Source organism: Sciscionella marina DSM 45152, from assembly GCF_000379465.1.
GTDB lineage: Bacteria > Actinomycetota > Actinomycetes > Mycobacteriales > Pseudonocardiaceae > Sciscionella > Sciscionella marina.
On record NZ_KB905458.1, the window covers coordinates 236,328 to 262,166 of the forward strand.

Annotated in this window: 26 protein-coding genes; 10 read left to right on the forward strand and 16 right to left on the reverse strand. The window is 64.9% G+C overall.

What is annotated here, in order from left to right; all coding sequences use genetic code 11:
• Window positions 1-557 precede the first annotated feature (557 nt).
• Entirely contained in the window at window positions 558-1,283 is a 726-nt protein-coding gene (locus A37U_RS0140290) for a hypothetical protein (protein WP_020502330.1), read from the forward strand.
• 135 nt (window positions 1,284-1,418) lie between these two features.
• On the opposite strand, the gene A37U_RS0140295 is transcribed toward A37U_RS0140290, so the two are convergent.
• From A37U_RS0140295 to A37U_RS0140365, 13 genes are all read right to left on the reverse strand, one after another.
• Window positions 1,419-1,880, reverse strand: a complete 462-nt coding sequence (locus tag A37U_RS0140295; RefSeq protein ID WP_020502331.1) for a hypothetical protein — start codon at window positions 1,878-1,880, stop codon at window positions 1,419-1,421.
• A 229-nt stretch (window positions 1,881-2,109) separates the two neighbouring features.
• Window positions 2,110-2,520 (reverse strand): single-stranded DNA-binding protein, encoded by a 411-nt coding sequence (locus A37U_RS48980; RefSeq protein WP_020502332.1) that lies wholly within the window; start codon window positions 2,518-2,520, stop codon window positions 2,110-2,112.
• A gap of 144 nt (window positions 2,521-2,664) precedes the next feature.
• The gene (locus A37U_RS47740; RefSeq protein ID WP_020502333.1) at window positions 2,665-3,186 is read right to left on the reverse strand and encodes a single-stranded DNA-binding protein; all 522 of its coding nucleotides are present in this window, start codon (window positions 3,184-3,186) and stop codon (window positions 2,665-2,667) included.
• 360 nt (window positions 3,187-3,546) lie between these two features.
• A complete protein-coding gene (locus A37U_RS47745; protein ID WP_157183341.1) occupies window positions 3,547-4,656 on the reverse strand; it encodes an AAA family ATPase in 1,110 nt (369 codons plus the stop codon).
• A 196-nt stretch (window positions 4,657-4,852) separates the two neighbouring features.
• Complete coding sequence (locus A37U_RS0140315) at window positions 4,853-5,896, reverse strand: DUF4192 family protein (RefSeq protein ID WP_338055202.1); 1,044 nt, start codon at window positions 5,894-5,896, stop codon at window positions 4,853-4,855.
• A gap of 13 nt (window positions 5,897-5,909) precedes the next feature.
• Entirely contained in the window at window positions 5,910-6,440 is a 531-nt protein-coding gene (locus A37U_RS52450) for a hypothetical protein (protein WP_020502336.1), read from the reverse strand.
• Between the two features lie 146 nt (window positions 6,441-6,586).
• Window positions 6,587-7,441 carry a class II glutamine amidotransferase gene (locus A37U_RS47750; RefSeq protein WP_157183342.1) on the reverse strand — a complete coding sequence of 285 codons (855 nt, stop codon included), beginning with the start codon at window positions 7,439-7,441 and terminating at the stop codon, window positions 6,587-6,589.
• Window positions 7,429-8,667: a hypothetical protein gene (locus A37U_RS53315; protein WP_205623128.1), complete on the reverse strand. Its 1,239-nt coding sequence runs from the start codon at window positions 8,665-8,667 to the stop codon at window positions 7,429-7,431. Before A37U_RS53315 ends, A37U_RS47750 begins: the two co-directional genes overlap by 13 nt.
• Window positions 8,668-9,258: 591 nt before the next feature.
• Window positions 9,259-10,257: a bifunctional DNA primase/polymerase gene (locus A37U_RS0140340; protein ID WP_020502340.1), complete on the reverse strand. Its 999-nt coding sequence runs from the start codon at window positions 10,255-10,257 to the stop codon at window positions 9,259-9,261.
• Window positions 10,258-10,353: 96 nt separating this feature from the next.
• Complete coding sequence (locus A37U_RS48985) at window positions 10,354-10,845, reverse strand: hypothetical protein (RefSeq protein WP_020502341.1); 492 nt, start codon at window positions 10,843-10,845, stop codon at window positions 10,354-10,356.
• Between the two features lie 2,175 nt (window positions 10,846-13,020).
• Entirely contained in the window at window positions 13,021-13,335 is a 315-nt protein-coding gene (locus A37U_RS49235; protein ID WP_020502343.1) for a response regulator transcription factor, read from the reverse strand.
• Entirely contained in the window at window positions 13,332-13,613 is a 282-nt protein-coding gene (locus A37U_RS0140360; protein ID WP_157183343.1) for a hypothetical protein, read from the reverse strand. The genes A37U_RS49235 and A37U_RS0140360 overlap by 4 nt, the downstream gene beginning before the upstream one ends.
• 273 nt (window positions 13,614-13,886) lie before the next feature.
• A complete protein-coding gene (locus tag A37U_RS0140365; RefSeq protein ID WP_157183344.1) occupies window positions 13,887-14,513 on the reverse strand; it encodes a hypothetical protein in 627 nt (208 codons plus the stop codon).
• Here A37U_RS0140365 and A37U_RS54575 point away from each other — a divergent pair.
• Window positions 14,502-14,633, forward strand: coding sequence for a hypothetical protein (locus tag A37U_RS54575; protein ID WP_276143969.1), 132 nt, complete (start codon window positions 14,502-14,504; stop codon window positions 14,631-14,633). The two genes, A37U_RS0140365 and A37U_RS54575, sit on opposite strands and share 12 nt — an antisense overlap.
• A 100-nt stretch (window positions 14,634-14,733) precedes the next feature.
• Here the strand turns inward: A37U_RS54575 and A37U_RS47765 are convergent, their stop codons facing one another.
• The 3 genes from A37U_RS47765 to A37U_RS52455 all read right to left on the reverse strand — a co-directional run bounded on the left by A37U_RS47765 (window position 14,734) and on the right by A37U_RS52455 (window position 16,762).
• A complete protein-coding gene (locus tag A37U_RS47765; protein ID WP_157183345.1) occupies window positions 14,734-15,558 on the reverse strand; it encodes a DNA-processing protein DprA in 825 nt (274 codons plus the stop codon).
• A 197-nt stretch (window positions 15,559-15,755) separates the two neighbouring features.
• Entirely contained in the window at window positions 15,756-16,334 is a 579-nt protein-coding gene (locus A37U_RS0140375; protein ID WP_157183346.1) for a hypothetical protein, read from the reverse strand.
• Window positions 16,335-16,585: 251 nt separating this feature from the next.
• Window positions 16,586-16,762 (reverse strand): hypothetical protein, encoded by a 177-nt coding sequence (locus A37U_RS52455; RefSeq protein WP_157183347.1) that lies wholly within the window; start codon window positions 16,760-16,762, stop codon window positions 16,586-16,588.
• 1,414 nt (window positions 16,763-18,176) lie between these two features.
• On the opposite strand from A37U_RS52455, the gene A37U_RS0140385 reads away from it, so the two are divergent.
• From A37U_RS0140385 to A37U_RS0140425, 8 genes are all read left to right on the forward strand, one after another.
• Window positions 18,177-18,548, forward strand: a complete 372-nt coding sequence (locus tag A37U_RS0140385) for a LexA family protein (RefSeq protein ID WP_205623129.1) — start codon at window positions 18,177-18,179, stop codon at window positions 18,546-18,548.
• Entirely contained in the window at window positions 18,538-19,812 is a 1,275-nt protein-coding gene (locus A37U_RS0140390) for a Y-family DNA polymerase (RefSeq protein ID WP_020502350.1), read from the forward strand. Before A37U_RS0140385 ends, A37U_RS0140390 begins: the two co-directional genes overlap by 11 nt.
• Window positions 19,813-19,965: 153 nt before the next feature.
• On the forward strand, window positions 19,966-20,346 hold the full coding sequence (locus A37U_RS52460) for a hypothetical protein (RefSeq protein ID WP_157183348.1): 381 nt from the start codon (window positions 19,966-19,968) through the stop codon (window positions 20,344-20,346).
• 51 nt (window positions 20,347-20,397) lie between these two features.
• Window positions 20,398-20,898 (forward strand): DUF4254 domain-containing protein, encoded by a 501-nt coding sequence (locus tag A37U_RS55265; protein ID WP_083934264.1) that lies wholly within the window; start codon window positions 20,398-20,400, stop codon window positions 20,896-20,898.
• Between the two features lie 39 nt (window positions 20,899-20,937).
• Window positions 20,938-22,620 (forward strand): pyridoxal phosphate-dependent decarboxylase family protein, encoded by a 1,683-nt coding sequence (locus tag A37U_RS0140410; protein WP_157183350.1) that lies wholly within the window; start codon window positions 20,938-20,940, stop codon window positions 22,618-22,620.
• The gene (locus A37U_RS52465) at window positions 22,617-23,681 is read left to right on the forward strand and encodes a glycosyltransferase family 9 protein (RefSeq protein WP_020502355.1); all 1,065 of its coding nucleotides are present in this window, start codon (window positions 22,617-22,619) and stop codon (window positions 23,679-23,681) included. The genes A37U_RS0140410 and A37U_RS52465 overlap by 4 nt, the downstream gene beginning before the upstream one ends.
• The gene (locus A37U_RS50830) at window positions 23,678-24,628 is read left to right on the forward strand and encodes a phosphotransferase family protein (RefSeq protein WP_338055199.1); all 951 of its coding nucleotides are present in this window, start codon (window positions 23,678-23,680) and stop codon (window positions 24,626-24,628) included. Before A37U_RS52465 ends, A37U_RS50830 begins: the two co-directional genes overlap by 4 nt.
• A 4-nt stretch (window positions 24,629-24,632) precedes the next feature.
• Window positions 24,633-25,775, forward strand: a complete 1,143-nt coding sequence (locus tag A37U_RS0140425; RefSeq protein ID WP_020502357.1) for a glycosyltransferase — start codon at window positions 24,633-24,635, stop codon at window positions 25,773-25,775.
• Window positions 25,776-25,839 lie beyond the last annotated feature (64 nt).

The window sequence follows — 25,839 nt, forward strand, 5'->3', positions numbered from 1 at the left end:
CCTGCCCGTTAACGCCTGGACGAGGGAGCGTAGGGGACCCGAATGCAAGGAGGAGTCACCGGCGAATTTCTGCACGACACCGGCGGGCATGCTGGAACAGCAGGGAAATTCGTCGGGGAAGGCTCCTTGTATTTGGGGGAAGCGACCGGACAATTGCGGGGCCACCTTCTCCCGCCACGGTGGCGACCATGCGGGCCCAGACGGTCCACCCGGTCCCCTCTCGAGCGCAGGACCGCTGGGGCTGCCCGCTTCACTGCTGCGAGGCTGTTCCCTTTGTCGGCACACGTGCTGGGTCAGCAGGTGTGATGGACGGTGTCGACGAGGCGACCGCGAAGGCTATCCTGGGCTTGCGTCTCGTAAGGGTGTTTGGCGCCCGGCTGGCGAGGCGTGCGCGCCGTCGCGGTCTTGGTCGGCCATCACGGTTCGTGGTGGTAGCCGTTCGCGGCTACCGCGGCGGCGCCACCTTCCCGACGTTCGGTCTTCCCGGTTCTGGTGCCGGTAGACTCGTGGTGTCCGGTAAGCCCCTCCCCTGCCCGGCCAGTGATGGGGAGGCGCGGATGACCACGCAGGAGCCGCGGCGGCGTAAGCGGCGCTCGAGTGCGACGCTCGAGCGACTGGAGGAGTTGCGCCGCGCACGTAACGAGCAGTTGGAACGGGAACGCGAGCGGGAGCGCCGTGTCAGAGATGCGCTCGAGCCGTTCGCGGAGGCGACGACCGCGATCGAGCACGCGCGGCGACAGGCCGAGGAACGGATCGCGCGGGTGCGCTCGGCGATGGGCGCCAAGCTGGCGGCTCTCGATGATCAGCGATACCGGATCCAGCAGGAGCACGCGCGCCGTGAGGACGCCATCCGCGCGGAGGCTGGGGCAGAGATTGCGCGCTGGCGGGAATCGATAGCGCACGCGGTGCGCGAGATCCGCGCGGCGAAAGTGCCCCCAGCCGAGGCGGCCGCGTTGTTGGGACTCTCGCGCAAGGAGATCATCGAGCTGGACCAGCAGGGCAAGTCCTCGACCGAAGCGGCGTCCGCCTCATCCGGTGCCGACGGTGAGGATGGCGTGGACGTCGCGACCGATAGCGGGCTTGGGACGACGCAGACCTCCGGGGATCCAGCCGAGCCTGGCTCAAGCGGTGTCGGTTCTCCCGCGTCGCAACAGCCGCATGGCGACAGCATGCGTGATGGCGATGGACAGGCGGCAGGCGTCCACACGGCGCACGAAGCAAACGACGAGGAAAGCGCGGGCACCGAGCAGGCACACGGGTGGCCGGATGTAGAGCCCGAATAGGTCGACACGGCGATCCTCGCTCCGAATAAGCGTGTCGTGCGTGGGCCGGGCACCGTGGCAGAAGGCCGGGCGGGGAACGGTTCGAGCGGGACCCGCGTCGGCGACGCGGGTCCCGCCGGGGCTTGTCGGTGTGGGCTAGCGCGGGCTCGGGGCGTAGGGCGCGAGCGCGCGGTGGGTGCGGTGGGCGGCGCGCTCGTTGAGGGTGCGGCGTTTGCGCCACCGGTAGTAGGTCACGATCCCGGCGACACCGGAGAGCAGCACGACACCGCCTGCCCACTGGGTCGCGGTGTGGGACACGGCGAGGTGATCGAGCTGACCAATCCCCAAAGCCAGCGGCAAGATGATCGCACCGGTGAGCATGCCGCGCCGGTAGCGATGCTGCAGGCGAGGCTTGATCGCGTCGCGGGTAGCGCGGGCGACAATGGCCCCGGCTCCGGCACCGAGGAGCATCAGCGCGGGCACGTCGATCAGAGTGCGAGGGTCGTGGATCGCGCCCGCGACGACCGCGATAGCACCGATGAGGGCCGCGCCGAGGTATACACCTGCGCCGCCGGAAAGGATCAGACCGCCGAAGGTGATGCCGTGACGGGTACGCATGAGTCCAGCGTAGAGCAGCCGCGCCCCGCAAAAGGGTGATCCAGGAACCCGGGCACCACCCGGTGAATAGCGAGATGCCCGGCGGGCACGGCCCCGGGTCGGTCGGGCCGTAACGGCATCGCTGCCCGCCGGACGATGGTGTCCCGCTGGGGATCGTGCTGAGTTACTGGTGCGGTGAGTCCCGGACGGTACGGTGTCCGTCCGGGACCCACCAGCACTCAGGCGGGTGTCAGACATCGATGTGCCGCGGTGTCGGGTGCTCGGCGCGGGGGTTACGGGTCACGGTCGCGGTGGCCGTGTTGAGGTCGACTCCGATGTAGGTGGCCAGCAGTTCGGTGGCGTGATCGATGAAGTCTTCGCTACCTCGGGTGATGGTGCGGGAGTTGTCCTGGAGCCGGCCGTACGCGGTGACGTGGTCACCGCGGTGCAGGCTCGTGGCCGCGTTGCGGGCAAGCTGGCCGAACGCGACGATCTGCTCGTACACGGTGCCGCCTTGGTTGATCCAGCATTGGCGCTGCTTGTCGTAGCGGCGGGGAGGGTTGACCGCGATGGTGAAGGTGACGCGGGCGGACTTCGGCCCGGTGTGCAGTTCCGGGTCGGCGACCAGGTTACCCGCGAGGAAGACGCTGAACTCAAACATGGAAGGTTCTGCTTTCTAGCAACGGGACGACGGCGAGGGCGGATCCGTATCGGGGCCTGCGAAAGGGGTCGGGTGTGGTTCGATGCGGCGACCGGGAGGGTGTCCGGCCGACCCAGTGGGTCGGCCGGACACGACCGAGTCGAATCAGAACCCGGGGAACTCCTCAGCGGCACCCGCGGCGGCGCCGACGAGCTCAGTCTCGTCCACGCTGACCCACGGAACCTCGTCAGCGCTGCCCGGCTCGGCAGCCGCCTCCGGCTGCGGCACGGGCGTGGCGCGCTTCTCGGGGACCGCGTTGCGCGGCTGGTTCTTCGTGACCTCCGCCCTCGCGTACCGCAGCGACGGTCCGACCTCGTCGACCTCGAGCTCGAAGACGGTGCGACGCTCGCCCTCGCGGGTGTCGAAACTGCGCTGCCGCATCCTGCCCTGCACGACCACCCGCATCCCGCGGGTCAGCGAGTGGAAAGCGTTATCGGCCATCTCGCGCCACACGTTGCACCGCAGGAACAGCGTATCCCCGTCCCGCCACTCCCCCGCGGCGCGGTCGAAGGTCCGCGGGGTGGAAGCGACGTTGAAGTTCGCGACCGAGGTGCCGTCCTGGGTGAACCGCAGCGTGGGGTCCGCGGTGAGGTTACCGACGATGGTGAGGGTGGTTTCTCCAGCCATGATCGAAGCCCTTTCTGGCTCGGTGTTGTGTGGAACGCGGCGTAGCCAGAGCGCGCCGCCGGCGGGGCTGGAGCCGGGGCCTGGTCCTCCGGTCGGGGTGAACCGGCGAACCCGCCGCCATGATGCGCCCGCAACCGAGAGGGCCGGTTCACCCGTACCGGAGTGGCCGGGCACCAATCCGGCCCCGCTGGTGGTGTGCTGGTCTTCGTGCGGTCCACAGGACACGAGCACAGAAAGACAAGTCGTGGCCCGCAGGAACACCGAGCTATCGGGGATAGCGTCACCGCGCCCCGTCGCCGGGTTCACCGCCTGGCAGCCGAGTGCCACCCGGCTCAGATCCTGACCACCGTCGGGTGTTGTTCAGGGCTCGGACCGGCGGGCCCGCAGCTCCCTGGCGATGTCGTTCGGGGAGGCTACCGGGATTCCGCCGTAGCGGCCGAGAAAGTATCGCTGTGCCAGATCGTTGTTCTCGTTGCTCGGGAGGTTGTAGGAGTTGAGGGGAACGAGTTCGGTCGCACCGTTGTTGCCTTTCTCGGTCAGCCAGATCTGGTTGTGATCGGTGTGGGGGTCTCCGCGGAGGAGTCGTTTGTTCATCAGCAGCGCGGCGTCGTAGGCGGTGAACATCATCTGCGCGTCGTGGGGGTTCGAGTCGGTGCTTTCGAACATGCGGATGATCGCCTCGGCCAGGATGGGGTGCAGGCTCGCGTCGAGTTCGTCGACGAGCACGGTGGTGCCCCGGTCGAACGCGTCGAGCAACGGTCCCAGCAGCGCGAACCACCGCTGTGTCCCCCGCGACTCGCTCCCGAGCTCGATCGTCACCGACTGCCCGTCGCCGCGGCGCACGAGACGGACCTCGTCATCTCCGATCGCGGGAGCCTCGATATCGGTGATGCCAAGGTCCGCGGCGACCAGCAGCCCGGCGATGCGTTCCCTGACGGTGTTGTCGCGCAACACCATCTGCTGGGTGTAGACCAGTCGCTGGGAGAAATCCTGGTCGGGGCTGATGAGCCAGAGGTTGATGCGGAACCAGTCGTACACCGGGCGGAACACGTAGTGATTCCACCTCGCCGCCACGCTCACGACTAACTCGTCCGACCGAAAATCGCGGATCCGGTCGAATTCTTCGGTGTCCGGTTCCGCTTCCGGGAAACGGCTATGGTCTCCCTCGCGCTCGAGCCAGATCTCCTGGCGCCCATCCGGGTAGGCGTGCAGCCATTCGCGCACGACGCGTTCGTCGTCGATACCGAAACCGTAGCTGTACTGAATGTCGTCGGTGACGATGTCGATCTGATAGTAGGACGGTTCGCCCGCGTGTCGCGGGTATAGGGCGAACGGGATCCGCCGAGGCTGGTTCTGGCGGCTTTCCCGGGAACCCGACCGCAGTATCGTGTCGCGCATCAACCGCAGTGCCGTGAGGACGTTGGTCTTGCCGGAACCGTTGGCGCCGTCGATTCCCACGACGGGCGTCACCGACACACGGTGTCCGTAGCGGCGGACGTTGGTGGGGCGCACGGAGTCACTACTCGGTTCTACTGCGCTGAAGGAAATCCATTGCTCATCGCGCAGTGACAAGACGTTGGTGGCACGGAAATCAATGAGCATCGCTACTCCTCGAGTCCTCGGGTGGTTGAGCTTCACGGAGCGGTGGATTCTGGACAGGTGGTGGTCAGTTCGCGTTGTTCGTGAGGCCGAGTCTGTCGCGGGCTTGTGCTGCGGTGCGGGCTGTTGTTGCTTTGGCCTCGTGTGGTGTGATTTCGCTGGCGACCGCGAATGCGACCAGGCCGGTGAGAACCTCGGAGAGGTCTGCTTTCTTCAGCGCTACTCCGGCCCAGACTTGTTCGCCACGCAGGTAGGCGATGATCCCGATGACACCCGCGAGCCGGGCACGGGCCGAGCTGGGGGCATAGCGCCACAGGTGCAGGCAGAGGCGTTCTGCCGCGACCGCGCGGCCTGGTTCCAGGTCGAGGAGGGTGTCCCGGATCTTCGGGGTGGTAATGGCCGCGGTGAGGTCACCGATCACCACGTCGGCCTCGGGCAGGTTTCCGTGCCCGGCAGCGGTGATGGCGTCCTGGACCTGCCGGGCGCGCCCACGCAGCTGGAGGGTTTGGCTAGTGGCGCTTTCCAGTTCGACGGTGCGGATCGCTTGCAGGAGACGGTCACGGATGCGTGTCCTGTCGTGTTCTGGAGCGTCGCTGAATCGGGCGTCCAGCGCTGCGAGGGTGTCGTCGCTAATATGGGTTTTGGTCACGATCGCTGTTGTCGCCGGGACCGTGGAGGGGTCGGGCAGCTGCCCGCGGTGGGTGGGATTGTTGTAGTCCTGCCAGACGGTTCCTGCCCGGAAATCAGGGGTGTGGAGCCATACTTGGTCGTGGATCCCTTCACTGGCGAGCGCTTCGCCGAATCGGCGTCGCAGAACCCGGCGTGGGAGCTCACCCGTGGGCTCGCGCGAATGCCGGGGTGCGGTGATCACGCCGAGGGCGTACTGCACCGGGCGGTCGACGATGACGTTTGCCATCTGGATGGCGGCAGCGGCTGTGTCTTTGGCGATACCGGCCAGCGGTGCGTGCTGCACCGCCTCGATACGTGGCTCGCCGTTCGCGGCGGTGCCCACGATCACCAGGATCAGGGCGTTGTCGGGGCGGAATCCCAGGAAGGTCGGGATCGTGACGAGGAGGTCGCCGGTGCCTTCGAGGTGAAACTTCATGATCATCCTTACTGTCGTGTCAGCGGTTCGGCCGGGCAGCGTTGAGGCGTTTGGCGAGAAACCGCGCGACCTTTTCGATGCCGGGACCAAGAGGCCGGTAGGCAGGGCGCAGCATCCGATGCGGCTGGTTCGCGCGAGAAGTGCCGACGTTCCCGGGGGGAGAGTCACCGGTGGATAAGTCGGGGATGGTGCGCAATTTGAGGTTTCCGTAGTCGTTGGCGATCGCGGAGAACGCCTCAAGGTCTGTGCTCGTGCAGTGTGGTGCGGGAACAACCTGTTCGTTCCCGATCTCGAGCAGGGTCGCCATCGGGGAGAAGTCGAATCCGGTGACCATGAGCCACACGAGCTCGCGCGCTGCGCCACCATTTGCGGCCGGTTCTTCTCCGGCTACGGGGGTTGGGCGGGTGAGTTTCGCGTGGACGACCAGTTGCCGAAACGGTTCGGTGTACCGGTTCCCGTCCCGGTCATACTTCGGGTCTCGATCTTCGCGAGGATCGATGGAACGGATGGCCGCGTCGAGGTAGACCGGCCAGGTCTGCAAGCTGCCCACGTGCGCGTGTTCGAGGAGACGTTCATCGGATTGGTGTTCTGGGGGCGTAGCAGGAGGCATGACAAGCTTTCTGGTCGACGGGGAAGAACGAATTCGGCCGGGGCGCACGATCGTGCGCCCCGGCCGGACTCGTGGGATCGAGGTGACTACGACCGGGGGTTCTCCTCGGGGTCTCCGTGCAACGCGAACACCGCGTCACTGGCGTCGACGAACGAGTCACTGGTTTCCTCGAGTGCGTCCGCGAGCGAACGCCAAGCGCCGTATCCTGGATCGGGGACGTAGCATCGGCAGTGCTCGAGACCGTCCCCGCAGTCCAAACAGGTTTGGCAGATCCGGCACCAGCTCGCGTAGTCATCGAGTCCGCCAGCGCTGTAGCAAACAGGGCAGACATCGGGAAACTCGGCGTCTGCGCCGAGCCTGGCCGGGTCGAGTTGATAGTCGTGGTTGGAGTACCAGATCCCGGTTTCGTCGTCCCAGACGCCGAGGTATCCGTTGATGAGGTAGGCGTGCTGGCGATAACGGGGGTGCACGGTCAGGAACACGAGCTTGTTGGTGGTCCCGAGCCACTGCTGTAAAGCGGTGTGCGCCTTACGCTGATCAAGGCACCGATACGGTTTGCGTGGGAGGAAGTCCTCCGCGGCGATCCGGGTATCCGAGCGGGAGTCACCTTTGCGGGGGCGCACCTTGTCCGGCAGGACTCCGTTGTGCGCGACCACGGTTCGCTGGTCTCCTGCCACGGCGAAGGGGTGGCAGTTGTCCAGATCGACCTTCCCGTGGGTGGCGAACCGGGAATGGAACAGGGCCGGGCCGCTGCGGTGTTTGTCGCGGAGTTCACCGAAGCGCCCTATCAGTTGTGCCGCGTCGAGACCGTGCTCGATGATCATCTCGGTTTCGCCGGTGACGATGGCGAATCCGTGCCCGTCGTCGTTGTAGGCCGCCCCGTTCGAGAGGGCTTGCAGGTCCGGGGTGACGTGTCCGGGAAAGTAGGTCAGCATGCACATGCGAACTCCTCGGTGTGCTGGATCTCCTGGATTTCGTGATGCAGGGGCGCGTAGACGTCGTGGTCGGCGACCCAGGAGGCGAAGGCGGGCCAGTCCCAGCCACAGCGGCCGACAATGTCGGCCACCGAGAGGTGGCGGGTGTACTCGACCGAGGCGGCGGCGAGCCCCAGGGCGGCCTGCACGTGGCGCGGGTGCAGGGAGGCGGCGAACACGCGCAGTTCGTAGGTGGCCGAGGGCAGGGTGTTGATGGCGCTGTAGCGGCTGGTGTTGGCGTCTCCCTTGGCGAAATGCTTCGCGCGGTGGCGGTCGTCGTCGTTGAACGCGGCCCAGTTGTTCGAGCGGCGGCGGGCGATCGCGATGACGTGCCCGGCGTTGCGGTAGATGAGTTGCATCCACCGGTAGACATGCGCCGGGGAGTCGAACGCGGTGCGGTTGATGTGCACGTGCAGCCCGGTGTCCTCGGTGTCGCAGCCGGCCTGGGCAAGGTCGTCGAGTAGCTGCCAGGGAAACCGCTCGAGGCCCCACTTATAGGTCATCGGGTGTGTGACGACTTCGAAGCCGCAGCCGATCGACCCGTCTTCTTTGAGATATCCGAGCCGACCGAGGTAGTGCTGCGCGACTTCGGCGCACTCTTCCCTGCCGCGGCGTGGTGTTTCGATTTCCAGTTCGAACCCGAGGAACAGTTTCCCCTCGCCGTGAAGGACCGGACGTGGTTTGTATCCGTAGTCCAGGATCAGATCGGAACGCTCATCGTCGGCGCAGTCGGGACAGTCGTCGCCGCGGTGAATCCACTCAGGACAGCCAGAGCACTCGTAATACCACTCACTCCGGCACGAGTCGCAGACCTCGCCACAATTCGTGCTTGTTCTGAATTCCGTTAACTCGTCGCAATCGTCGCACCGATGGAAGCTATGCTCGGCACACGGGCCGCACAGGATGCCGTAGCCGACGCTGAGGTATCCATCGGAGGTCACGTTCTCACAGCAGGAACAGGTTTCGTAGGATTCTTCGGCGCATTCCTGGCACACCGGGTTATCTGACTCTGCAACCCTGAGCTCTCCGGGTTGTTCGCAGTGGCAACAAGTGGACACCGCTTCACCGGTAATGGGCATGTCAAAACTCCCTCCAACTTGCACGAAAAGAAATGAGAAGAGAAACGAAGAAAAATGGTGTTCCCCGCGGACGGTGCTGTTCACCGCCTGGGTGGATCGCAGCTCGGTCAGCACGCCGATGCCCCGGAGACCGCCGTCAGGCGGTGTCCGGGGCCGGTGTGCTAGAGCTGGAGGCGATCCACCACAGCGGTGAACCGCATGCCGGATGCGGCGTCTCCGGTGAAATCAGGTAACCGGACGATCGCCTGATCGCCGCCGACTAACCGCGGCTGGCGCGATTGCTCGACGCACACATTCACGGGTGCGTCGGGTTGATCACCGCGGGACGCAATCTCGAGTCGCGGTCACCGTGGCGGTAGGGGCGCTGGTGTGGTTGCGGCAGAACAAAAAGGTCAAGCGGAGCTTCTTAGCAGGAAGGTTTTTCCCATCGGTGGTGCAGGACGCACCACCTCGCTTCGGAGTAGAGTCGGTTGAGGTCGGGGAAACCGTTGGGTGTGTGGAAATTCAGGCCATGGCACTCTCGTTCCCCGGACCAGTAGCCGGACCAGGTATCCGGTGGGCAGCGGCAGTCGTCCGGGTGGGCCAGACGTTGCGTTCCGGTATGCAGGCATCGGGCGATCGCGCACCCAAGGTGGTGGCGATCGCCGATCGGCGCTGCGCAGTCGGGGCAGCGGGGTTCGGACGCGTCGCTGCAGAAGCAGAATGTCATCGACGGTGCTCCGTTCCGGTCGCCGGTGTCAGGGATGGTGCGGCACGGTGGAGATAGCGGGGGCATTGCCGTCCGTAGGCGAGGGCACGGTCGATCGTGCGAATGATCTCGGCTTCGGTGTAGTGCTCGATCCCGATGTGCCGCCGTGATGCGGCGTGCAGCGTGGTGCGCACGGTGGCTTCGTCGAGTTCGTCCCCGCCGACCAGACGGCCCAGCGTTCGCGCCGCGGCCAGGAGTGTTTTGTGGCGGGTGCCGGGCTGGGCGTCGGCGACCTTGCGTGCTTCTCCGTCCAGGATCGCGGCACGGTATCGGTCGAGCCGTTCAACCGCTACCGGCTTGGTCGGGGCTGAGGCTGAGAAACCGTTGTGGTTGCTGACTTCGTGCTCGGGTGCGGTCAGGGCTTCGGTGATCCAGGCCGGCAGTAGGGCGGGTGGGGTGGCGTTGCGGATCAGGTAGTCGCCTGCCCCGGTCAGGAAGGACGGGTCGATGTGGCGGGCCCGCCGGAGCTGGCCCGAGGTGTGGGTGGTGACCGAACCAGGGGCGACGACGTAGCCGCCGCGAGCACGGACGTCTATGCACCAGCCCAGCTTGGCCTGGCTGTTGCGCACCTCGATCCCGGGCGGGGCGATGAAGTAGAGGTGGCGCCCGTGCGGGGTGATGACCTCGAAGGTCGGCGGGATGGTGTCACCGGCCGTGGTGGCCAGCATCGTCAGGACGTCGGCGCCGTTGCGGGCCCCGCGGAACTTCTCGGGTAGGCTGCTGTGGCGGCCGTGCTGGTCGAGGTCGAGGACCACCAGACGGGAGGGGCCGGTGGCGATGCCGATGTTGCGGACTCCTCGCCGGGTCCACCAGCGTTGTATTTGTGCGGTGTCGGTGGTGGCGGCGTTCTCCCAGTCGGTGACCGCTGGGGTTTTCGTGCCCGCTCGCACGGGAAACACGTGCCATCCGCGCCGGGCGGCACGCAGCGCGGCATGGGTGAAACGGTTGGCATACATGAGAATCCTCCACAATCAACCGGCGCGCCCCGACTCCCCCGATGCCAGAAGCGGCGCGGGTTTCTCGGAGTTGGGGTGCGCTGGATGTGAGCGGTTCTAGACCGGGCGGATGCGCAGCGGCGTCCGGCCGCGAAAACTGGCGGCCAGATGCCCATAAAGTCGTGTGACGGTGTAGCTGGCCAGCCAGACGGCGTACCAGTTTTCGGCGGTAGTGCCCTGGCGCTGTTCGGCGTCGGCGCCGGGGATCATGTTCGGGTCGAGCCGGAGGGGGCTGGACCGGTAGGTGGCTTGTTTCCCGGCGACCATGGGACAGTTCGTGCGGGTATATGTGGCGCACACGGGGTGGAGCGCGGGTTCGAAGCTGGCTTGCAGCACCAGATCCTGGTCACGGACCAGTACGACGAGCGGGCGATCCAGTTTCCGGCCGCAGACCCCGCAGAGGCGACCGTGGAATGCCGTGCGAGCGCGCCGTTCGTCGACGGCGCCGAACAGGTACGTCCCATCGGTGCGGCGAGGTGTGATCCAGGGGACGACCAGCCCGCCGGTGGTCGGGCGGTGTGCGAGCCACCCAGGAATCGGGGCAGTCAACGAATATCCCTCCAACTGGGAGTGGGCAGCACGAAGAAGGCCCCGAGCGAGAGCCGCAGGATCAGCGGTCTCCGCTCGGGGGCGTGGTGGCTAACGCCGTGTGGTGTGGGCGCTAGCGGTCACAGTGGCTGTCGGATCAGCGCACGCGGCTGGCTAGGCGACGGTGTCGTCTGTGGCAGGCAGCTCGTCGGAGTCGTCTTCGGGGTCCTGCGTGGGTTCTTCGTTGTCTGGCCCGGATTCCTCGTCCTGAGCTTCCTTGTCGCGGTCCTCCTCGTTCTGGGCTTCCGCCTCGGTGGCGGCATCCTGTCCGGTGGTCAGCTGGTTGTCCTGGTTCAGGCGCTGCTCCACGACTGTGGCGGGGTCCTCGGGGGCCAGGACTTTGAGCTCGACGTCCGAGGCCTGATAGCCCCAGCCGGTGATCGCCTTCAGGTAGTCGGTGTCGGCAGCGTTCGGACGGCGCCAGGCATCGCGGTCCATCCCGGCTTCCATCGCGGCCAGGGTGAGGAACACGTCCAACACGGTGGCTTTCGCCGGTGAGGCGTTCGTGATGCGTTCGCGCAGCTCGTCGCGGGAGCCCAGACCGAGCAGGGTGCGGGCGAGCTGGTGGCCGCGTTCCATCGCGCTGGTCAGCGCACGGTGTCCGGTCGCTTTCTGGGCCGCGAGCCAGGCCTGGGCCCCGCGCGGGGTGGAGCGCCGGGAGGCGAACTGGGTGAGCCAGTCGCGCCGAATGGTGGTCGCGGCGTCCCAGTCTTTGTTGTTCTCCCGGACCCACCGGCGCTCGAACCGCTGGCGCTCCTTCTCGATTGCCTGTGCGGCGCGGCCGTCGGCGGTGGGTGCGAGCATCGCTTTCGGCGAGTGCTCGGCTTGGCCGCGTGGCGCGTGTGTGATGGCGTGCCCGTAGCTGCGGAAGTCGCTGCAGCCGTACACGGCCACGGCGATGGTGTTGTCCTCGTCGTCGTAGTCGTGCTCGATCCAGGCCACATGTCCCGGGCAGGCCTCGTGCTCGGCTTCGGTGAGCTCGGAGCCGGGTTCGGCCTCCGGGGTCGCCCGCAACCGCTGCAGCGGCCGCCCGGGCGCTTCTCCCCACGCGGTCAGGGGCTCCTCGAGGATCGGGACCCCTGCGGTTTCCAGGACGGTCACCAGTTCGGTACGAGCGCTCTGGAACTGTTGCTGCTCGGCTCGTTCGTCGCGCAACCGCTGCGCCAGGGCGGCGAAGTTGTTCGGGTGCTCGACCGCGGTCTGGATGAGCTTTTTCGCCGCTTCGAGGTTCTGGTCGGTTTCGAACTCGGCGACCGCGGCGGCCTGGTCGAGGGTGAGCTCGTAGCGGTTGGCGGCCTTGGCCGCGAGTTCGCTGTCTCCGACCTGCAGCGAGTTTTCGACCAGGCGCTTGGGGCGGCTGCGTCGGCGCGCGATCGCCGCTGCGGATAGGCCGAGCATCGTCAGCTGCTGGTGCGCGGCATACTCGTCCCCGCGGGTCATGGCCTGGCGGTGATCGTTTTCGTTGAGCTGATCGATGATGCGCTCGATCTCGGCCTGGCGCTCGTTCAGCGGGGGTGCGGGGATCACCCACACCGGAACCTGTTCGCATCCGGCCTCGATCGCGGCCAGTGTGCGCAGCTGGCCCACGACGACGACCCAGTTCCCGCTGCCGTCCTCGTAGGCGCGGATCGGCTCGCNNNCACCGCGCTTTTTGATGTCGCGCACGGTGTCGCGGTCGGGTTTCGCGTTCTCGACCCGCACATTGGCCCCGATCACCAACTCGGCCGGGTCGACCCACTTGATGACGTCACCATCGCCGGGCTTTTCACTCGGTGCCGATGACGTGTCCTCGAGCGGGTCCTCGGGGGTGGCCAGGGATTCATCACGGTGCTCAGTGGTCTTGGAGGCGGGGGCGGTGTCGTCGTGGCGCTGGGCCGGGATCACTGTGTTGGTCTCGTCGGACACGTCCGGTTCGCTGGTCGAAGTGGTGGTGTCGATGACGCTGGTCATGCCATCCCCTTTTTGTTCTTTCGTGGTGGACATACGGTTTCTCCCCTCGGGTGAAGCCCCGTCGGGGTGTGTCGTGACGGGGTCGGAGGGGACGCACGCGATCCAGCGGGACCCGCCCGGGGCGCCGCGGTGTCGCGCGCCGCGTTTGGCGCGCGACAGCAAGGGCGGCGGCCCGGGCGGGTTCCGCTAGCGTGCAGGCGGCCCCTCCGCCCCGCCACGGCCACCCACCGACCGCGTGCGGCGGGCGGGCAGGGCCAGGGGTGCCCGCACGCTCCTGGTGCGGTCGTGGTGGGTCGCGAACAGACCGAGGTGATAGGCGATCGCGACCGCGTTCGCGCGGTTGCGGGCCGAGAGCTTGCGGTGAATGTTTTTGATATGGCTGCGCACGGTCTCGACCGAGCGGTACTGGTGCATCGCGATCTGGGTGTTGGTCATCCCGCGCGCGATCGCCTCGAGAACGTCCAGCTCGACCGCGGACAATCCCGTCCTGCGCCGGATCACGACTGATCCCCGTCCTCCACGGGCCGCACGGGTCCGGTGGTTTTCTGCTGCAGGACCCGGAACAGTTCGCCGAACATCAGCCGATTCAGGTTCGTATCGACCGGGCCGGGATAGGTGCTAACGAAGGCGTTGATGGCGCGCTCACGCAGCTGGTCCCACTCCTGGTTCTCAAGCAGGTGCGCGCACACTCCGCACGCGGCCCAATTTCCTCGACTTTTCCAGTCTGTTCCGGTGAGCTTGGCCAGTGGATGCTCGAGCGCGACCGTGAAGTCCCGCACCGGAAGCGTGTGTGTCGCGGGATGCTCGGAACAGAAATCGCAGTGGCCCCGCCACCCGGCCGCTGGGGGCACCGGTACCGGCGCGTGATCCTGCTGAGCGCCGGGAGGATGCACATAGCTTGCTCCGCGCGCGTCGATTCGAATGTCCAGGCTGCGTTGGCACACGGCACAAACAGCGGGTGGTTGGTGCATCGGATAACCTCCTTGAGAAACGAAATCGCCCTGTCCCCCGCGCGAAAAACGCAGCGGACAGGGCGATTTCTGCTTGTATGGTTAGGCTTTGGTGCCGCGGTCACAGCGTCGGCAGATTCCCCGGCCTCCGGACAGATAAGCTGTGTTGACCCACGCGCGGGTCGTGTTGCCGCAGAGCAGGCACCGGATCGCTATTTCGCGGGGTCTGTAGGTGGCCTGCACGAGCTGACTCGCTGGTAAGGTCAGCGGCCAGGGTTGTTCGGCGACGAAGACCCAGATCACCCCATCGCCGTCGCCGGGAACCGGCCAGGTCGGGGCAGTGATCTTGTAGTGCGTTCCAGCGTGTTCGTAGCAGAACACGTCACCGGGGATGAGTTCACTGACCGGAACTAGTCGCGGATCCGCGCCGGGCGCGTCGATCACGCCGCCATCGTTGGGGAAGGCGGGCGAGGGCACGTGGGTGGCGAGGTACCGGGTAGCGTTCTCGTTGAACGCTGGCCAGCCCAGGGATGTGGTGTCGGCGTTGTCGAGTGCGGTGGCCAGATACGCCTCGATGCGCGTGCGGAAAGTTCGCCACGTCGCCGGTGACCAGTCCACGATCGTCTCGGCGGCAGGAACCGGCAGCGAGTCGATACCGTTATACCAGGCCCAGATCGTGTTCCCGTTCTGGTCGCGAACGCCGTCCAGATGTGGTCGATGGCTGCTCACGTCGATCATCATCTGGTGCGCGCGGGGGAACACGTGACGAACGAGGTTGAAAGCCGCGCCGACATGGTGGCGGGCCAGTTGAACCCGGGCGTGTCGCAGGACTTCGGTGAAGGTGTGTAAGTCGGTGGCCTCGTGTGCGCAGTGCGGCGGCAAGCCCGTGTCGCCACGATCAGGCAGGGGCATTCGTCATCTCTTTCTTGTTTTGTGCAGCGGGATTCCGCTACTGCTTGCTCTGAATGTCGGTGATGCCAACGTTTTCTTCGGCGTGCCCCGTGACGATTCCCTCCGCTGCGGCAACGAGCTTGGCCTGGCCAGAGCGGATGAGGTCGTGGCATCCTCGCGATACCAGGGAACTGATCGGACCGGGAACAGCCATCACCGGCCGACCGGACTGGTTCGCGAACCCTGCGGCATACAGGGCGGTGCTGCGCGGTCCCGCTTCGACGATCACCACGTGGGTGGCCAGCGCGACCAGCAGACGGATGCGTTCAAACAAGCGTTGACGCGTAACCTCGACACCGGGCGGGTATTCGCTGACCAGCGCGCCAGCAGCAGTAATGCTGGCCAGGAGGTCACGGTTACCGGCCGGGTGGAGCCGGTCGATGCCACCAGGAAGTACCGCTACCGTCTGCCCGCGGGCGGCGAGGGCACCCCGGTGCGCGGCACTGTCGATCCCCCACGAACCACCGGAAACGATCGGAATACCAGTCTGTGCGAGGTGGTAGGCGAAATCGCAGGCGTGTGTTGCCCCGTAGGCGGTCGCCGCGCGGGCACCGGTGATGGCCACCACCGGCTGGCGATCCAACCGCGGGAAAACATCGGTGCGTACCCATAACGCCAGCGGACCAGTGCTCGCCGCAACAGCAGCATCGCCGGTACTCGTGAGGGGAACCGGGAAACGCGGCCACGGCCACTCTGGGTCCTCGGGGATCATCAACCGTGCCCCACACTCCTGGGCACGGGCGAAATCCCGGTCGACACGATCGATCTCGCGACGTACAGCCGTTTCCGCGGCGACTTCGGGCGGCACGTCGCCCGCACGCACCAGCTCAGCGGCCTTGACCGCACCGTGCTCGGCGGTGAATGCGCGCAGCGCCGGCGCCGGAGGTTCGGCGGCACGGAGAAGGTAACAGCGAGCTCGCCGAATACCCTCCGGCACTGTGCTGTGTAATCCATGGTGTGACATGACAACCTCGATAAACCGTGATGATCTGGGAAAGGTCGATAAGCGGACGCTGGTTCTCAGCGGTCGGTGACGAGGCTCGACTCGAACGCGGCCGTGGTCAGGTTCGACCGGTCGAGATGGCCGATCATCGTGTCGTTGGAGGCAGCGGCCGTTTGCGTGATCCGGGCGCGCCACCACCGGATAAACAACGGCCCCAAAGGGGCAGGCTGCTGTTGCGGCAGGCGATATCCGGTGACCAGGCACAGGCCGCGCACGGACGGCATCACCGTGGGGTCCTCCACGATCTGCGACGCACGGTCGGCGTCATCATCGCCGGTGTCGACGATCCCGGCGTAGATATCGGCGATCAGCCATCGCATGATGGTCAACGCACCGAAATTCAGACGGGAACCGTTTCCGAGGTCATCCCGCGCGCACCAGAACGCGACGGAACCGATCTGCAGACACAATTCGACCGAGTCGACACCGAGTTCGCCGACGACCACGTCCCTGTCGCACACGGGTGGCAGTGGCACAATCCGGCAGAAGTCGGGTTCAATCAGCAGACCAAACCGCACCGTCGCACTACTGCTGTCGGGTAATTCCGATGTATCAGTGGATTCCTCGCTGTCGACGGTTGGTTGAACTTCAGACACGGCGGGCTCCTTCCTCGAGGGAATTCGTGCGAGCACCCGCCACATCCCGGTGCAGGGAAACTAGCCGGGCGGGGCTGGGCGCACGCGCCCCCAGCCCGCTCGCGCGCCACAACGGAAGCCCGCTTTCCGACGACACCCGCGCGCGAGCGGGCACCATGGCGCGTGGCGCACACCCGCCCGGCTAGCACCGAACCAGCACAACGACACCCCACAGCTGGTCGTGCTCCAGCTTCAGAGCGGCGTCCAGGTGGTCATGTGGGCTCTCGCGTATCGCGGCGGTCAGCGACCGGAGCGATCCACACCTGAACACCGGGATCCGTACGCGCCAGCTGCTCATGCAGTTCCTCGGCCCGGCTCTGTGCCCATCGAGCGTTCGGCACCACAGCCGCGTACCAGTGGTCCTCGACGATCCGACCCGCTGCGGTCATTCTCCAGACCTTGTTCGATCCGCTGAATTGAATGAACATCCCGTAACTTGACGGAATCGAAGCGCCATCGGCTGTTCGCTGTTGCCCGGCCACGCAACCCGGCAGGATACTCAAGGTCGGCGATACACCCGTTGATGCTTTCCGGCCGTCAGTGGCCACCGCTCGCCCAGTACGCAGTACCCAGCAATACGAGCGGTCCGGTAGTCGGTCCACCGTCATTCCGCAGACCTCGCAAACGCGGTTCACCTCAGTGAAACGCATCCACTTGTGACGCATTAGTGCGGACATGGCGACTCCTTCGACGTTCAGATTGTGGTGTCGTGCCAGCAAATGCGCGCGCCGCATCAGCGAGTCGCCACCAGACAGCGGGCCTCTCGGTGAGTCCGCCCCTGATGTCGGGTGATGCAGGCGCACGCGCCCCCTTTGCCCGCTGGCGGGTCAGCGCACGCGCAGATCCGTGACGGGCCAGCAGATCCCCCGACGCGCTGACCCGCCAGCGGGCACCATGGCGCGTCGCGCTGCACCACCCGACACCACGCGTGGCCAACTCCGCGAAACATCCCGGCGCGAGGTCGAACCTTTCGCCCGCCGCATCGTCGTCGCCGAGCACGAAGCGGCAGTATCGGTCGACAGGCGTCACCACTCGGGAAAGGTCCCGTCGAAGGTCGCGTCCGATCGGGTGAATCATCGAGAGATTCACCGACGGCTCCTTCACCACGCCTACCGTGGTGGCGATCGGTTCTGCTCAATCCCCCGGAGCATGCCGATCCCACGCCCCGCCGCCTCCCTCCCCCTCGTGGCGGCGGGGTCTTCACGCTGGAGCGATCTGGGCCGGGTTGACAGTCAGGCCCGGCGGTGTTGTCCTTGACCGGCAGTCGAACGGGCGTTCGATCGCATGTCGGGAGGTTGTGGGTGGCAGTCAAGCTCGAGCGCGACGGGCTACAGGTGCGGTTTCCAACACGAGAGGCAGCGCAGGCTTACGCTCAGCGCCACCTCCGGGCGCAGGGTTGGAGGATCACCCCGGCTCGCGATGGACGACCTCCGGTCGTCGGGGTGTACGACAATGACCGGATTGCTATCCGCTCTCGGGCACAGTGAGCGCATGGCGCTCGGCCTGTGATGCTGGCGCCGCGCGCTGCTGGTGAGCGCCAGGCGGGTCGGGTCGTGATTGGGCGCGTTGAGGGTCCCTCGAACGGCGCTCCCCCAGTCGTTAGGCGCGTTGGCGCAGCTGCGAGCTCCATGCGTCGACGCAGCGACACTCGACGAGCCCGAGATACACCCCATCGAACACCTACAGAACTCTTTCGATAACACACGGTATCTGTCATCGATCCAGGTCATACGATTTTTTCGAACCTGTGTTCTAATGATGGTCGTGGGAGTGCGATCTATTACCGTCGAGGGTCCGCCGGTCGTGGCGGCTGGTTTCCCCAGCCCAGCTGAGGATCATTACGACGGTCCGCTGCGGCTGGATGATCATTTGGTGAAGAACCCTTCAGCGACGTTTGTGCTGCGGGTGTCCGGGCACTCGATGACCGGTGCGGGCATCGCCGATGGTGACGAGATCCTGGTCGATCGGAGTTTGACCGCGAGCGATGGGAGCATCGTCGTGGCGGTCGTCGAGTCTGAGTTCACGGTGAAGGTCCTGCGGACCAATCCTCCGCGGTTGCAGGCAGCGAATCGCGAGTACGACGACGTGCCGATCCCCGAAGATGGCATCTCGATCTGGGGCGTGGTGACGACGGTCATCCACCATGTAGGGCCAGGGGGCGGCCGTGCGCGATGAGCTGTTCGCGATCGTCGACGTGGACTCGATGTACGCCAGCGTGGAACAGGTCTTCGATCCGCGAATTCGCGGCCGGCCGGTGTGCGTCCTGAGCAACAACGACGGCTGTGTCGTCACGATGACCGCCGAGGCGAAGGCCCTGGGCGTGGAACGGGGACAGCCGTGGTTTCAGTTGCGCAACCATCCGCGACGAGCTGAGATCGTGTTCCTGTCCTCAAATTACGGTCTCTACGGCGATATGAGCGCGCGGATGCTCGCGATCCTTCAATCGGTCACACCCCGATGGGAGGCCTACTCGATCGATGAGGCGTTCCTGCGCATCCCCGCTGAGGGCGCTACGGCTACGGCTGTGCGGATCCGCGAGCGTATCGGTGGATGGCTTGGGCTTCCGGTCAAAGTCGGTGTCGCACCGTCGAAAACGTTGGCGAAGGTGGCAGCGAAACGCGCGAAGCAACGTACGGAGCGGGTCGACAACCTCGCCGAAGTCGAACCGCGGCGGGTGCAGGCCATCCTCGACGAGTTCCCCGTCGCAGATGTGTGGGGTATCGGGCCTCGGCTGACCGCCCGCCTGGCCGCACATGAGGTGGGCAGTGCCGGGCAACTCGCCCGCCTCGACCCTGGTTGGGTGCGCCGCAACTACACCGTGGTCGTGGAACGCACCGTTCGCGAACTACGCGGTATCTCGTGCATCCCATTGGAATGCTCTCCACCGCCGCGGCGACAGATGGTGCACTGCCGGGCGCTCGGCAAACCGGTGACCGATGAACACGAGGTCGTGGATACGGCGAGTACGTTCGCGCAACGGATCGCCGCGAAACTTCGCCGACACCACCGAGCTGCTGGTCTCGTGCAGGTGTGGCTTTCCAGTGGCGGCAGCTACTACTCGGGAGCGCCGATCGACGTGCATGGCTCACAAGCTCTGCTCGAGCCCACCAACGCGGCCCGCCCGCTGGCTCTCGCGGCCGCGCGCCTGGCTCGACGCCTGTATCAACCCGGATACCAGTATCGGCGCATCGGGATCATCCTCCCGGACCTCGTAGCCGAGCACCAGGTGACGGGAATGTGGACAACCGCGAAGAATCGGACCATCGACGAGGCGCTGACCGCAGCAATCGACTCGGTGACCTCGCGATATGGGAAGGCCGCGATCGGACTGGGCCGCGCCGGAGTGCGCACCCGCGCCGAGTGGGAGATGAAACAGCAAGTCCGCAGCCCCGCCTACACCACCCGCTGGGACGAGCTCCTGGTCGCCCATGCCCGGTAAACACGCGTTCTCCGGCGGCTGTGCTGGGCGGTCGTGGCAATGCGCGTCGGCGCCGTCCAGCAGGGTCCCGGTCACAGCGCCAATTCATCAGGGTAGCCGCAGACATCCGTGGAAGTCAGGGAATTGTCGGTGACTGCGGTTACCGTCGTCGCCATGACCACCGAGCCTGCTGACCCACAGGTCCCGCCGGCATGGCAACGACGGCGGAACAAGATCACGAGGATCGCCACTGATGCGTCCGTTCTGGCCAGGTCGTTCCTGAGCCGGCTCGATCCGCCGAACCTGGGACACCTCCACGAGGGACTGACCGGTTTACGCGATCGACTCCACGCCTCGCCGATCGACCGTAGCCAGGAGCCCGAACAGCCTGATCCTGACCCGATCTATGAGGAAGCTGTGGAACGCTTCCGCGCTGCACTCGACGCGATAGCGCGGTATCCGCGGCGTCACTCCGAAATCGACGCTACATACAGGGAAGAACTCCGTGCCCTTGTCACAGCGGCAGAGGCCTTCGATGAGACGGCGATCGGGTAAGTTTGGTCGGGGTTTGGTACTGCAGCTGATTGGGGTGAATCCGGTTTCGTCATGAGGGATGAGCGACGCGGATGGTGTGCGGATGCACTCGCTGGCACGCCGTCTCCTTGTGCTCCGGCGTTACTGGAGCCGTTGAACCGACTGCATGCGGTCAACGGCAAGCAGTGGGACGCGGAGGATCGGGTACGACAGGCTGGTGACTCGGACGTTCCGGCGATCAAGAGGCAGATTGACGAATTGAACGGCCTTCGCCACGAGCTCATTGAGCAGGTTGATCGGGTCTTCGATGGTTGGTGGGGTGATACCTGCACTGCACCCCCGTTGACGGAGTCCATCGGCTCGGCGCTTGATCGGCTCTCTGTCTTGACGCTGCGAATCGCGCATACTCGCGCGCTGCTTGGCGCCGAGGACGATGGCAGCATCGCCGTTTTGCGCCGCCAGCGGGAGGATCTTGTCCAAGCAATCGTCGTGGCGTGCGAGGATCTTCGATCTGGTCGTCGGCGCGCACCTCGTCCTGAACGTATGAAGCTGTACGGAAAGTCAAGGAAATGAGCGCGGTCACTGCACTGTCGCGTACTGGTGGGTTCACCGATGGATTCTGAGGCTCCTGGTGATGGCGACGGGTTCGAATGCTGGCGTGACAGTCTGTTCCTCCGTCCCGATGGAAGCAACGGCGATGCGTTGGTTCAGCTCCTTCGACAGGCGCTGGCCGAGGCCCTGAATCATCAGGGTGCCGGTCCTGTGTACCCCAGATGGGAGCACGACAGCGAAGATGCGGCAGTAGATGAGGGGCACCTGCGGGAGGCGCCTCTCGCGCCGGATGCGGTGCTCGCACAGCTGCGCCGGTGGCTGGCTGGCTCAGTCAAGGTGCATCATCAGCTGTTCGCTAAGAACATCATTCCACCGCCGTCGTTTGTGAACCTCGCGACGCTGTGTACTACGTCGCTGTTCATGCCAAACGGTGTGACCGGGGAAGATGCCGGGGAGACGTTGTCCGCCGAGCTCAATTGCGCTCGGGCGCTGGCGCGACTGGCACAGTATGACCCGGACCGAGCGGGTGGTCTGTTCACGTTCGGGGGCACAGCTACCAATCTGTACGCGATCAAGGTCGGGCTTTCCAAGGCGCAACCGGATCATATTGAGCGCGGGATCGAGCCGGGAGTCTGCGTAGTCGGGTCCTGGCCAGCGCATTACTCGCACAAGTCTGCGTGCGCATGGCTTGGGATCGGGACTCACAACTACCTATCCGCCGCCTCGCTGCCCGATCAGACAACAGACATTGCTTCGATGGAAGCAGTCTGCCGCGACGCGCTGGACCGGGGGAACCGCCTTGCCTGCATCATGGGCGCGGGTGGAACAACTTCCAATATGGCAGTCGACGACTTCGTCGAGATCAGTGCCATGCGGGATAGACTCGTTGAAGAGTACAGCCTCGATTATACTCCGCACATTCATGCAGACACCGTTGTCGGATGGGCGTACCTCTGTTTCGCCGATTATGATCTGCACATCAACCCACTCGGTTTCGGTCCTAGTGTTGTAGAAAAACTTTCCCGACTGGTGGACCGCCTGAAGACGATTCAGTATGCTGATTCGTTCGGAGCTGACTTCCACAAGACGGGTTTCGCGCCGTACACGTCCAGCATGATCGTCATGCAAGAACAGCGTGATCTATCCCGGCTGCGCCGAGACGGTGAAACAATGACACCGTTGTTTCACGATAAGGATGTCTACAATCCAGGAACTTTCACACTGGAAACCTCAAGGTCTGCCGCAAACATGGTTGCCACATGGGTGGGCCTACAAAGCCTGGGCAAGCAGCGGCTTCGACAGTTGCTCGGCCACGCCCTCGAAACAAGCGAAGCCCTACGTGGCAGCGTTGAAGATCTCACAAACAGCGGTATGACGGTTATCAACGACCAGTCCTACGGTCCTGATGTTTTCATTCGGTGTTATCCCTCCGGCGATCCGGCTACCGGTGCCGAGAACTTCAGCGACACAAGCACGGTCCAGCGGATCAACAGCTATACGTCCGAATTGTTTAGCTGGCTTTCACGACGACTCGTTCCCGACACGGAACAGATCGCTCTTAGTAAGACGTCCGCAGCCTTCTACACATCGACCGGCGAACCCGTGGTTGCACTCCGGATCTATTCTCTGAATCCGCACTTTTCCGATACACACGCCAAAGAGCTGATCGGCCACCTCAGCGAAGGTAAGAGGCAGTTCGATTCGCTTTGCCTGAGTGTCGAAGAGTGGAAGGGAACTGAATGAACAAGGACTCGCGCAACGGGCGAGCTGAACTGCCGGTCCGCTTCACAGTGCCCAACCTTTCCGTGCGGGACTGCGTTGAGCTGGCCGCGGGGTTGGCCACGTACGCTCAAATCCACGGAATACCGCAGATCGAGGTGAGCGGCCCACCGGTGATCGGCGAGCTGGCCCAGGAGTTCGGCTTCAACGAGCTGCGTTTCGTCGACGACCATCAGCAGCCTGGGATCAACATTCCAGCAGTGCCCCCATCATGGCGGTGTGGCCAACGGGGACTGCGCTGCTTCAGCGAGCAGATCGCCGACACTACTCGAGCACTGTCACCTAGCGACGACGTCGCGCTGTCGCGCTTGACCGCCGGGTCCGTGATGCGGTTCAGTCGACATAACCGTCTTGGTGACGCACTCGGGATCGTGTCCGGCCTGGAGCACTACTGCCGCGACAACGATGTCGAGTCCGTCGCCGTTTCCGGTTCGCATAGTCTCGCTGAGGTAGTTGAAGCGTTCGCGTGTGACCGAGTTGCGCACGTCTCATCGTCCTCTGAGGCGATCGATGGCGATGCGGTGTTCGCTCGATCGTCGTGGAGTGTCCCGTGGCTGAGCCGGTTCAATCTCGCAGTCGCTGACATCTTCGGTGGACGTGCCCGTCATCAAACACCACCGTTGCGGCTGCGCGCGATGCAGCCACCTGAAAGTCGGGGAAGCCTGGTTTATTGCCAGTTCGACGCGCGATCCAGCACGCCGGTACCACGGGACGCGGCCCGCCATGTGCTGAGCAAACTTGGGTCCCATGGCGAAGTCCGAGTACTCGGCGGCCCCGACACGCAAGCATACCTCGGTGAGGACATCACGTACGTTCGAGCAGACCTCAACGAGATGATCGCATGCCTGCTGTCGTGCCGTCTGTTTGTCGGGTGCGATAGCGGCGTTGGGCACCTCGCGGGATGCCTCGGCGTACCCGGTCTGATCGTCAGCACCGACGACTTCGAGACAACGTGGTCGTTCTTTCGTGGCTATTCCAACCTCAATGTGATCCCCATGGCAGCGGCAGAATTGTTCCTGTCATGAAGCCCCCAACGGAACAAGAAGTTCTTAGAGCAGTTGGCCGCTGCCTAGGTACGGAAACCGCGACCGCGAGCCGAATCTCGATGGGCCGCAGTCACTTCGTTTTCACGGTAGCGCTTGCTTCCGGTGAGTCCGTGATCGCGCGGATTACACGCCATGACCGCGCTGAATGTTTCACCGGGTTCGCGTACTGGCGATGCAAGCTCGCCAAGGTGGGCGTACCTGTCCCTCGCGTGCTGGCCATGGATTTGACCGAGACAGTCGTGCCTTGGCCGGTCATGGTCCTTGAACGGGGTGCCGGTGATGATCTCTGCAATGTCTACGCTGGCCTCAGTGATGTGGAAAAGCAAGCAGTCGCTGACGATCTGCTCGACATTCAGCACCGCGTGAGCACGCTCCCGCCCGGACGGGGGTACGGCGGTGTGGTCGGCTATCACGACAAGCGCTGTCACGGCCACTGGTCGGGCGTGCTCCGGGAGTACGTCGCCGGCGCCAGCAGTAACCTGTCCGGGAAAAAACGACAGAGGCCAGCAATTCGTGCCATCGAAACCGCGCTCAGCGAGTTGCAGCCCGAGTTCGATCGCATCGAGCCCTTGCCGTACTTGATCGACGCGACGCACCAGAACGTGTTGATACACAAGGGACGAGTAACGGCGATTATCGATCTCGACGAGCTCGGGTTCGGCGACGCCCTGTACCCTCTCGGTACCGCCCGCACGGGGTTGCTCGCCCGCGGACCGGAGGCGGACTGTATCGAACGGGTCGCCGCACCCCTTTGTGCCACTCCCCTGCGTCGTCGGATTTTCGCCTTGTACTCAGCGATCGCGAGCCTGAAGATGCTCGCCCCGAGCCCGCTCGGCGTCACCGGCCCACCGGCAGCTGATAGCCCGATCTCCGTGCGGCTGCATGCTCTGCTCGATGAATTCGCCGCCGCGGCGAACGAGGAGTAACGCTATGGCCGGGATCGTGTACGTGAGTATCGACGACTTCAGCCGGGAGGGGTTCACCAACGGCTTGTTTCTCCAGGTTCGCGAGTTACTGCGACGGGCTACGGCTCGAGGGCAACAGGCGAGTTTGGCTTGTATTGCTCCGCGTATGGCATCCGGAGTTGAGCGCAGAACCCGGACTGTATCTGGATGCACTATCCACGAGACGTTCGTTGCACCGCCGGGGAAAGCCTCGGCGTATCGGGCTGCGTTTCGAGAGCTACTGGATGAACTCGCCCCGGATGTGATCTTGCTAAACACCTGCGCAATTCAGCTCACTCAGGCACATCACGTCGTGCTCCGGGAGAGTTTAGCCAGCGGGAAGCGCGTGGTCGTGCTCGTGACCGACCAGCTGTACCCAACGAGCGATTCGCATCCAGACGACGAAATCCTGCGGTACTACGACCTGCTGCGAAGAACCAGCGTGCATGCGGTCAGTCGAACCATGGCTGAAGCGTTCCAAAAGCAGACGGGAGTGCCAGCCGCTGTCTTGCCCAACCTCCTCCCCGAGCCACAGACCGCCCCCACAACATCGGACGAGACGGGGCGACATCTCACCTTGATTAATCACCATCCGATCAAAGGGCGACGTGTCTGGGATGCCCTCATTCGGCAGCGGCCACACGACGCCTATCTGGTCGTCGAAACCTGGCCCGATGTTCCGCCATACACACCGCCATCGCCGCAGGTCGAGATAGCTGGCTTTGCCGAAGACCCCAGCACGATCTACAACCGCACGAGGATTCTGCTGGTGCCATCTCTGGGACCAGAGGGGTTGTCCCGCGTGACACTCGAAACGATGGAATCCGGGGTTCCCGTGGTGGCCCATCACATCGGCAGCCTTTCCGAGCTGGAAAGCGCCGCAGTTCTGGTCACTCCACCACCGATCGTCGGGTACGAACTCGACGGCGGCGTACTGTATCCGGTGGTCTCACCATCGGATATCCGGCGAGCGGCACTCGATTTCAACGAGAGGATCGACGCCTTAGATCACGATGCCTCGTTTCGGGAGCGGTGTGTGAACAGCGGTCGAGCTCTTGTCCGGAACTACCGGGCCCTCAGCGAGGCTGCCGCTGACCAGTTGCTTGACACATGGTTCGCCGGAACGTGAAGCAGGTCACGCTCGGAGCGTTCGCCGTCAAGGCTCGTGTTCTGCGAGGTAGGAGTCTAACCAG

What these genes read in the sequence shown, in the direction of transcription:
- A37U_RS0140290 (WP_020502330.1), top strand. Translation starts at nt 558, where the DNA reads ATGACCACGCAGGAGCCGCGGCGGCGTAAGCGGCGCTCGAGTGCGACG.
- A37U_RS0140295 (WP_020502331.1), bottom strand. Translation starts at nt 1,880, where the DNA reads ATGCGTACCCGTCACGGCATCACCTTCGGCGGTCTGATCCTTTCCGGC.
- A37U_RS48980 (WP_020502332.1), bottom strand. Translation starts at nt 2,520, where the DNA reads ATGTTTGAGTTCAGCGTCTTCCTCGCGGGTAACCTGGTCGCCGACCCG.
- A37U_RS47740 (WP_020502333.1), bottom strand. Translation starts at nt 3,186, where the DNA reads ATGGCTGGAGAAACCACCCTCACCATCGTCGGTAACCTCACCGCGGAC.
- A37U_RS0140315 (WP_338055202.1), bottom strand. Translation starts at nt 5,896, where the DNA reads ATGATCATGAAGTTTCACCTCGAAGGCACCGGCGACCTCCTCGTCACG.
- A37U_RS47750 (WP_157183342.1), bottom strand. Translation starts at nt 7,441, where the DNA reads ATGTGCATGCTGACCTACTTTCCCGGACACGTCACCCCGGACCTGCAA.
- A37U_RS0140340 (WP_020502340.1), bottom strand. Translation starts at nt 10,257, where the DNA reads ATGTATGCCAACCGTTTCACCCATGCCGCGCTGCGTGCCGCCCGGCGC.
- A37U_RS54575 (WP_276143969.1), top strand. Translation starts at nt 14,502, where the DNA reads ATGGCTGCTCACGTCGATCATCATCTGGTGCGCGCGGGGGAACACGTG.
- A37U_RS52455 (WP_157183347.1), bottom strand. Translation starts at nt 16,762, where the DNA reads ATGACCGCAGCGGGTCGGATCGTCGAGGACCACTGGTACGCGGCTGTG.
- A37U_RS52460 (WP_157183348.1), top strand. Translation starts at nt 19,966, where the DNA reads ATGACCACCGAGCCTGCTGACCCACAGGTCCCGCCGGCATGGCAACGA.
- A37U_RS55265 (WP_083934264.1), top strand. Translation starts at nt 20,398, where the DNA reads ATGAGGGATGAGCGACGCGGATGGTGTGCGGATGCACTCGCTGGCACG.
- A37U_RS0140410 (WP_157183350.1), top strand. Translation starts at nt 20,938, where the DNA reads ATGGATTCTGAGGCTCCTGGTGATGGCGACGGGTTCGAATGCTGGCGT.
- A37U_RS52465 (WP_020502355.1), top strand. Translation starts at nt 22,617, where the DNA reads ATGAACAAGGACTCGCGCAACGGGCGAGCTGAACTGCCGGTCCGCTTC.
- A37U_RS50830 (WP_338055199.1), top strand. Translation starts at nt 23,678, where the DNA reads ATGAAGCCCCCAACGGAACAAGAAGTTCTTAGAGCAGTTGGCCGCTGC.
- A37U_RS0140425 (WP_020502357.1), top strand. Translation starts at nt 24,633, where the DNA reads ATGGCCGGGATCGTGTACGTGAGTATCGACGACTTCAGCCGGGAGGGG.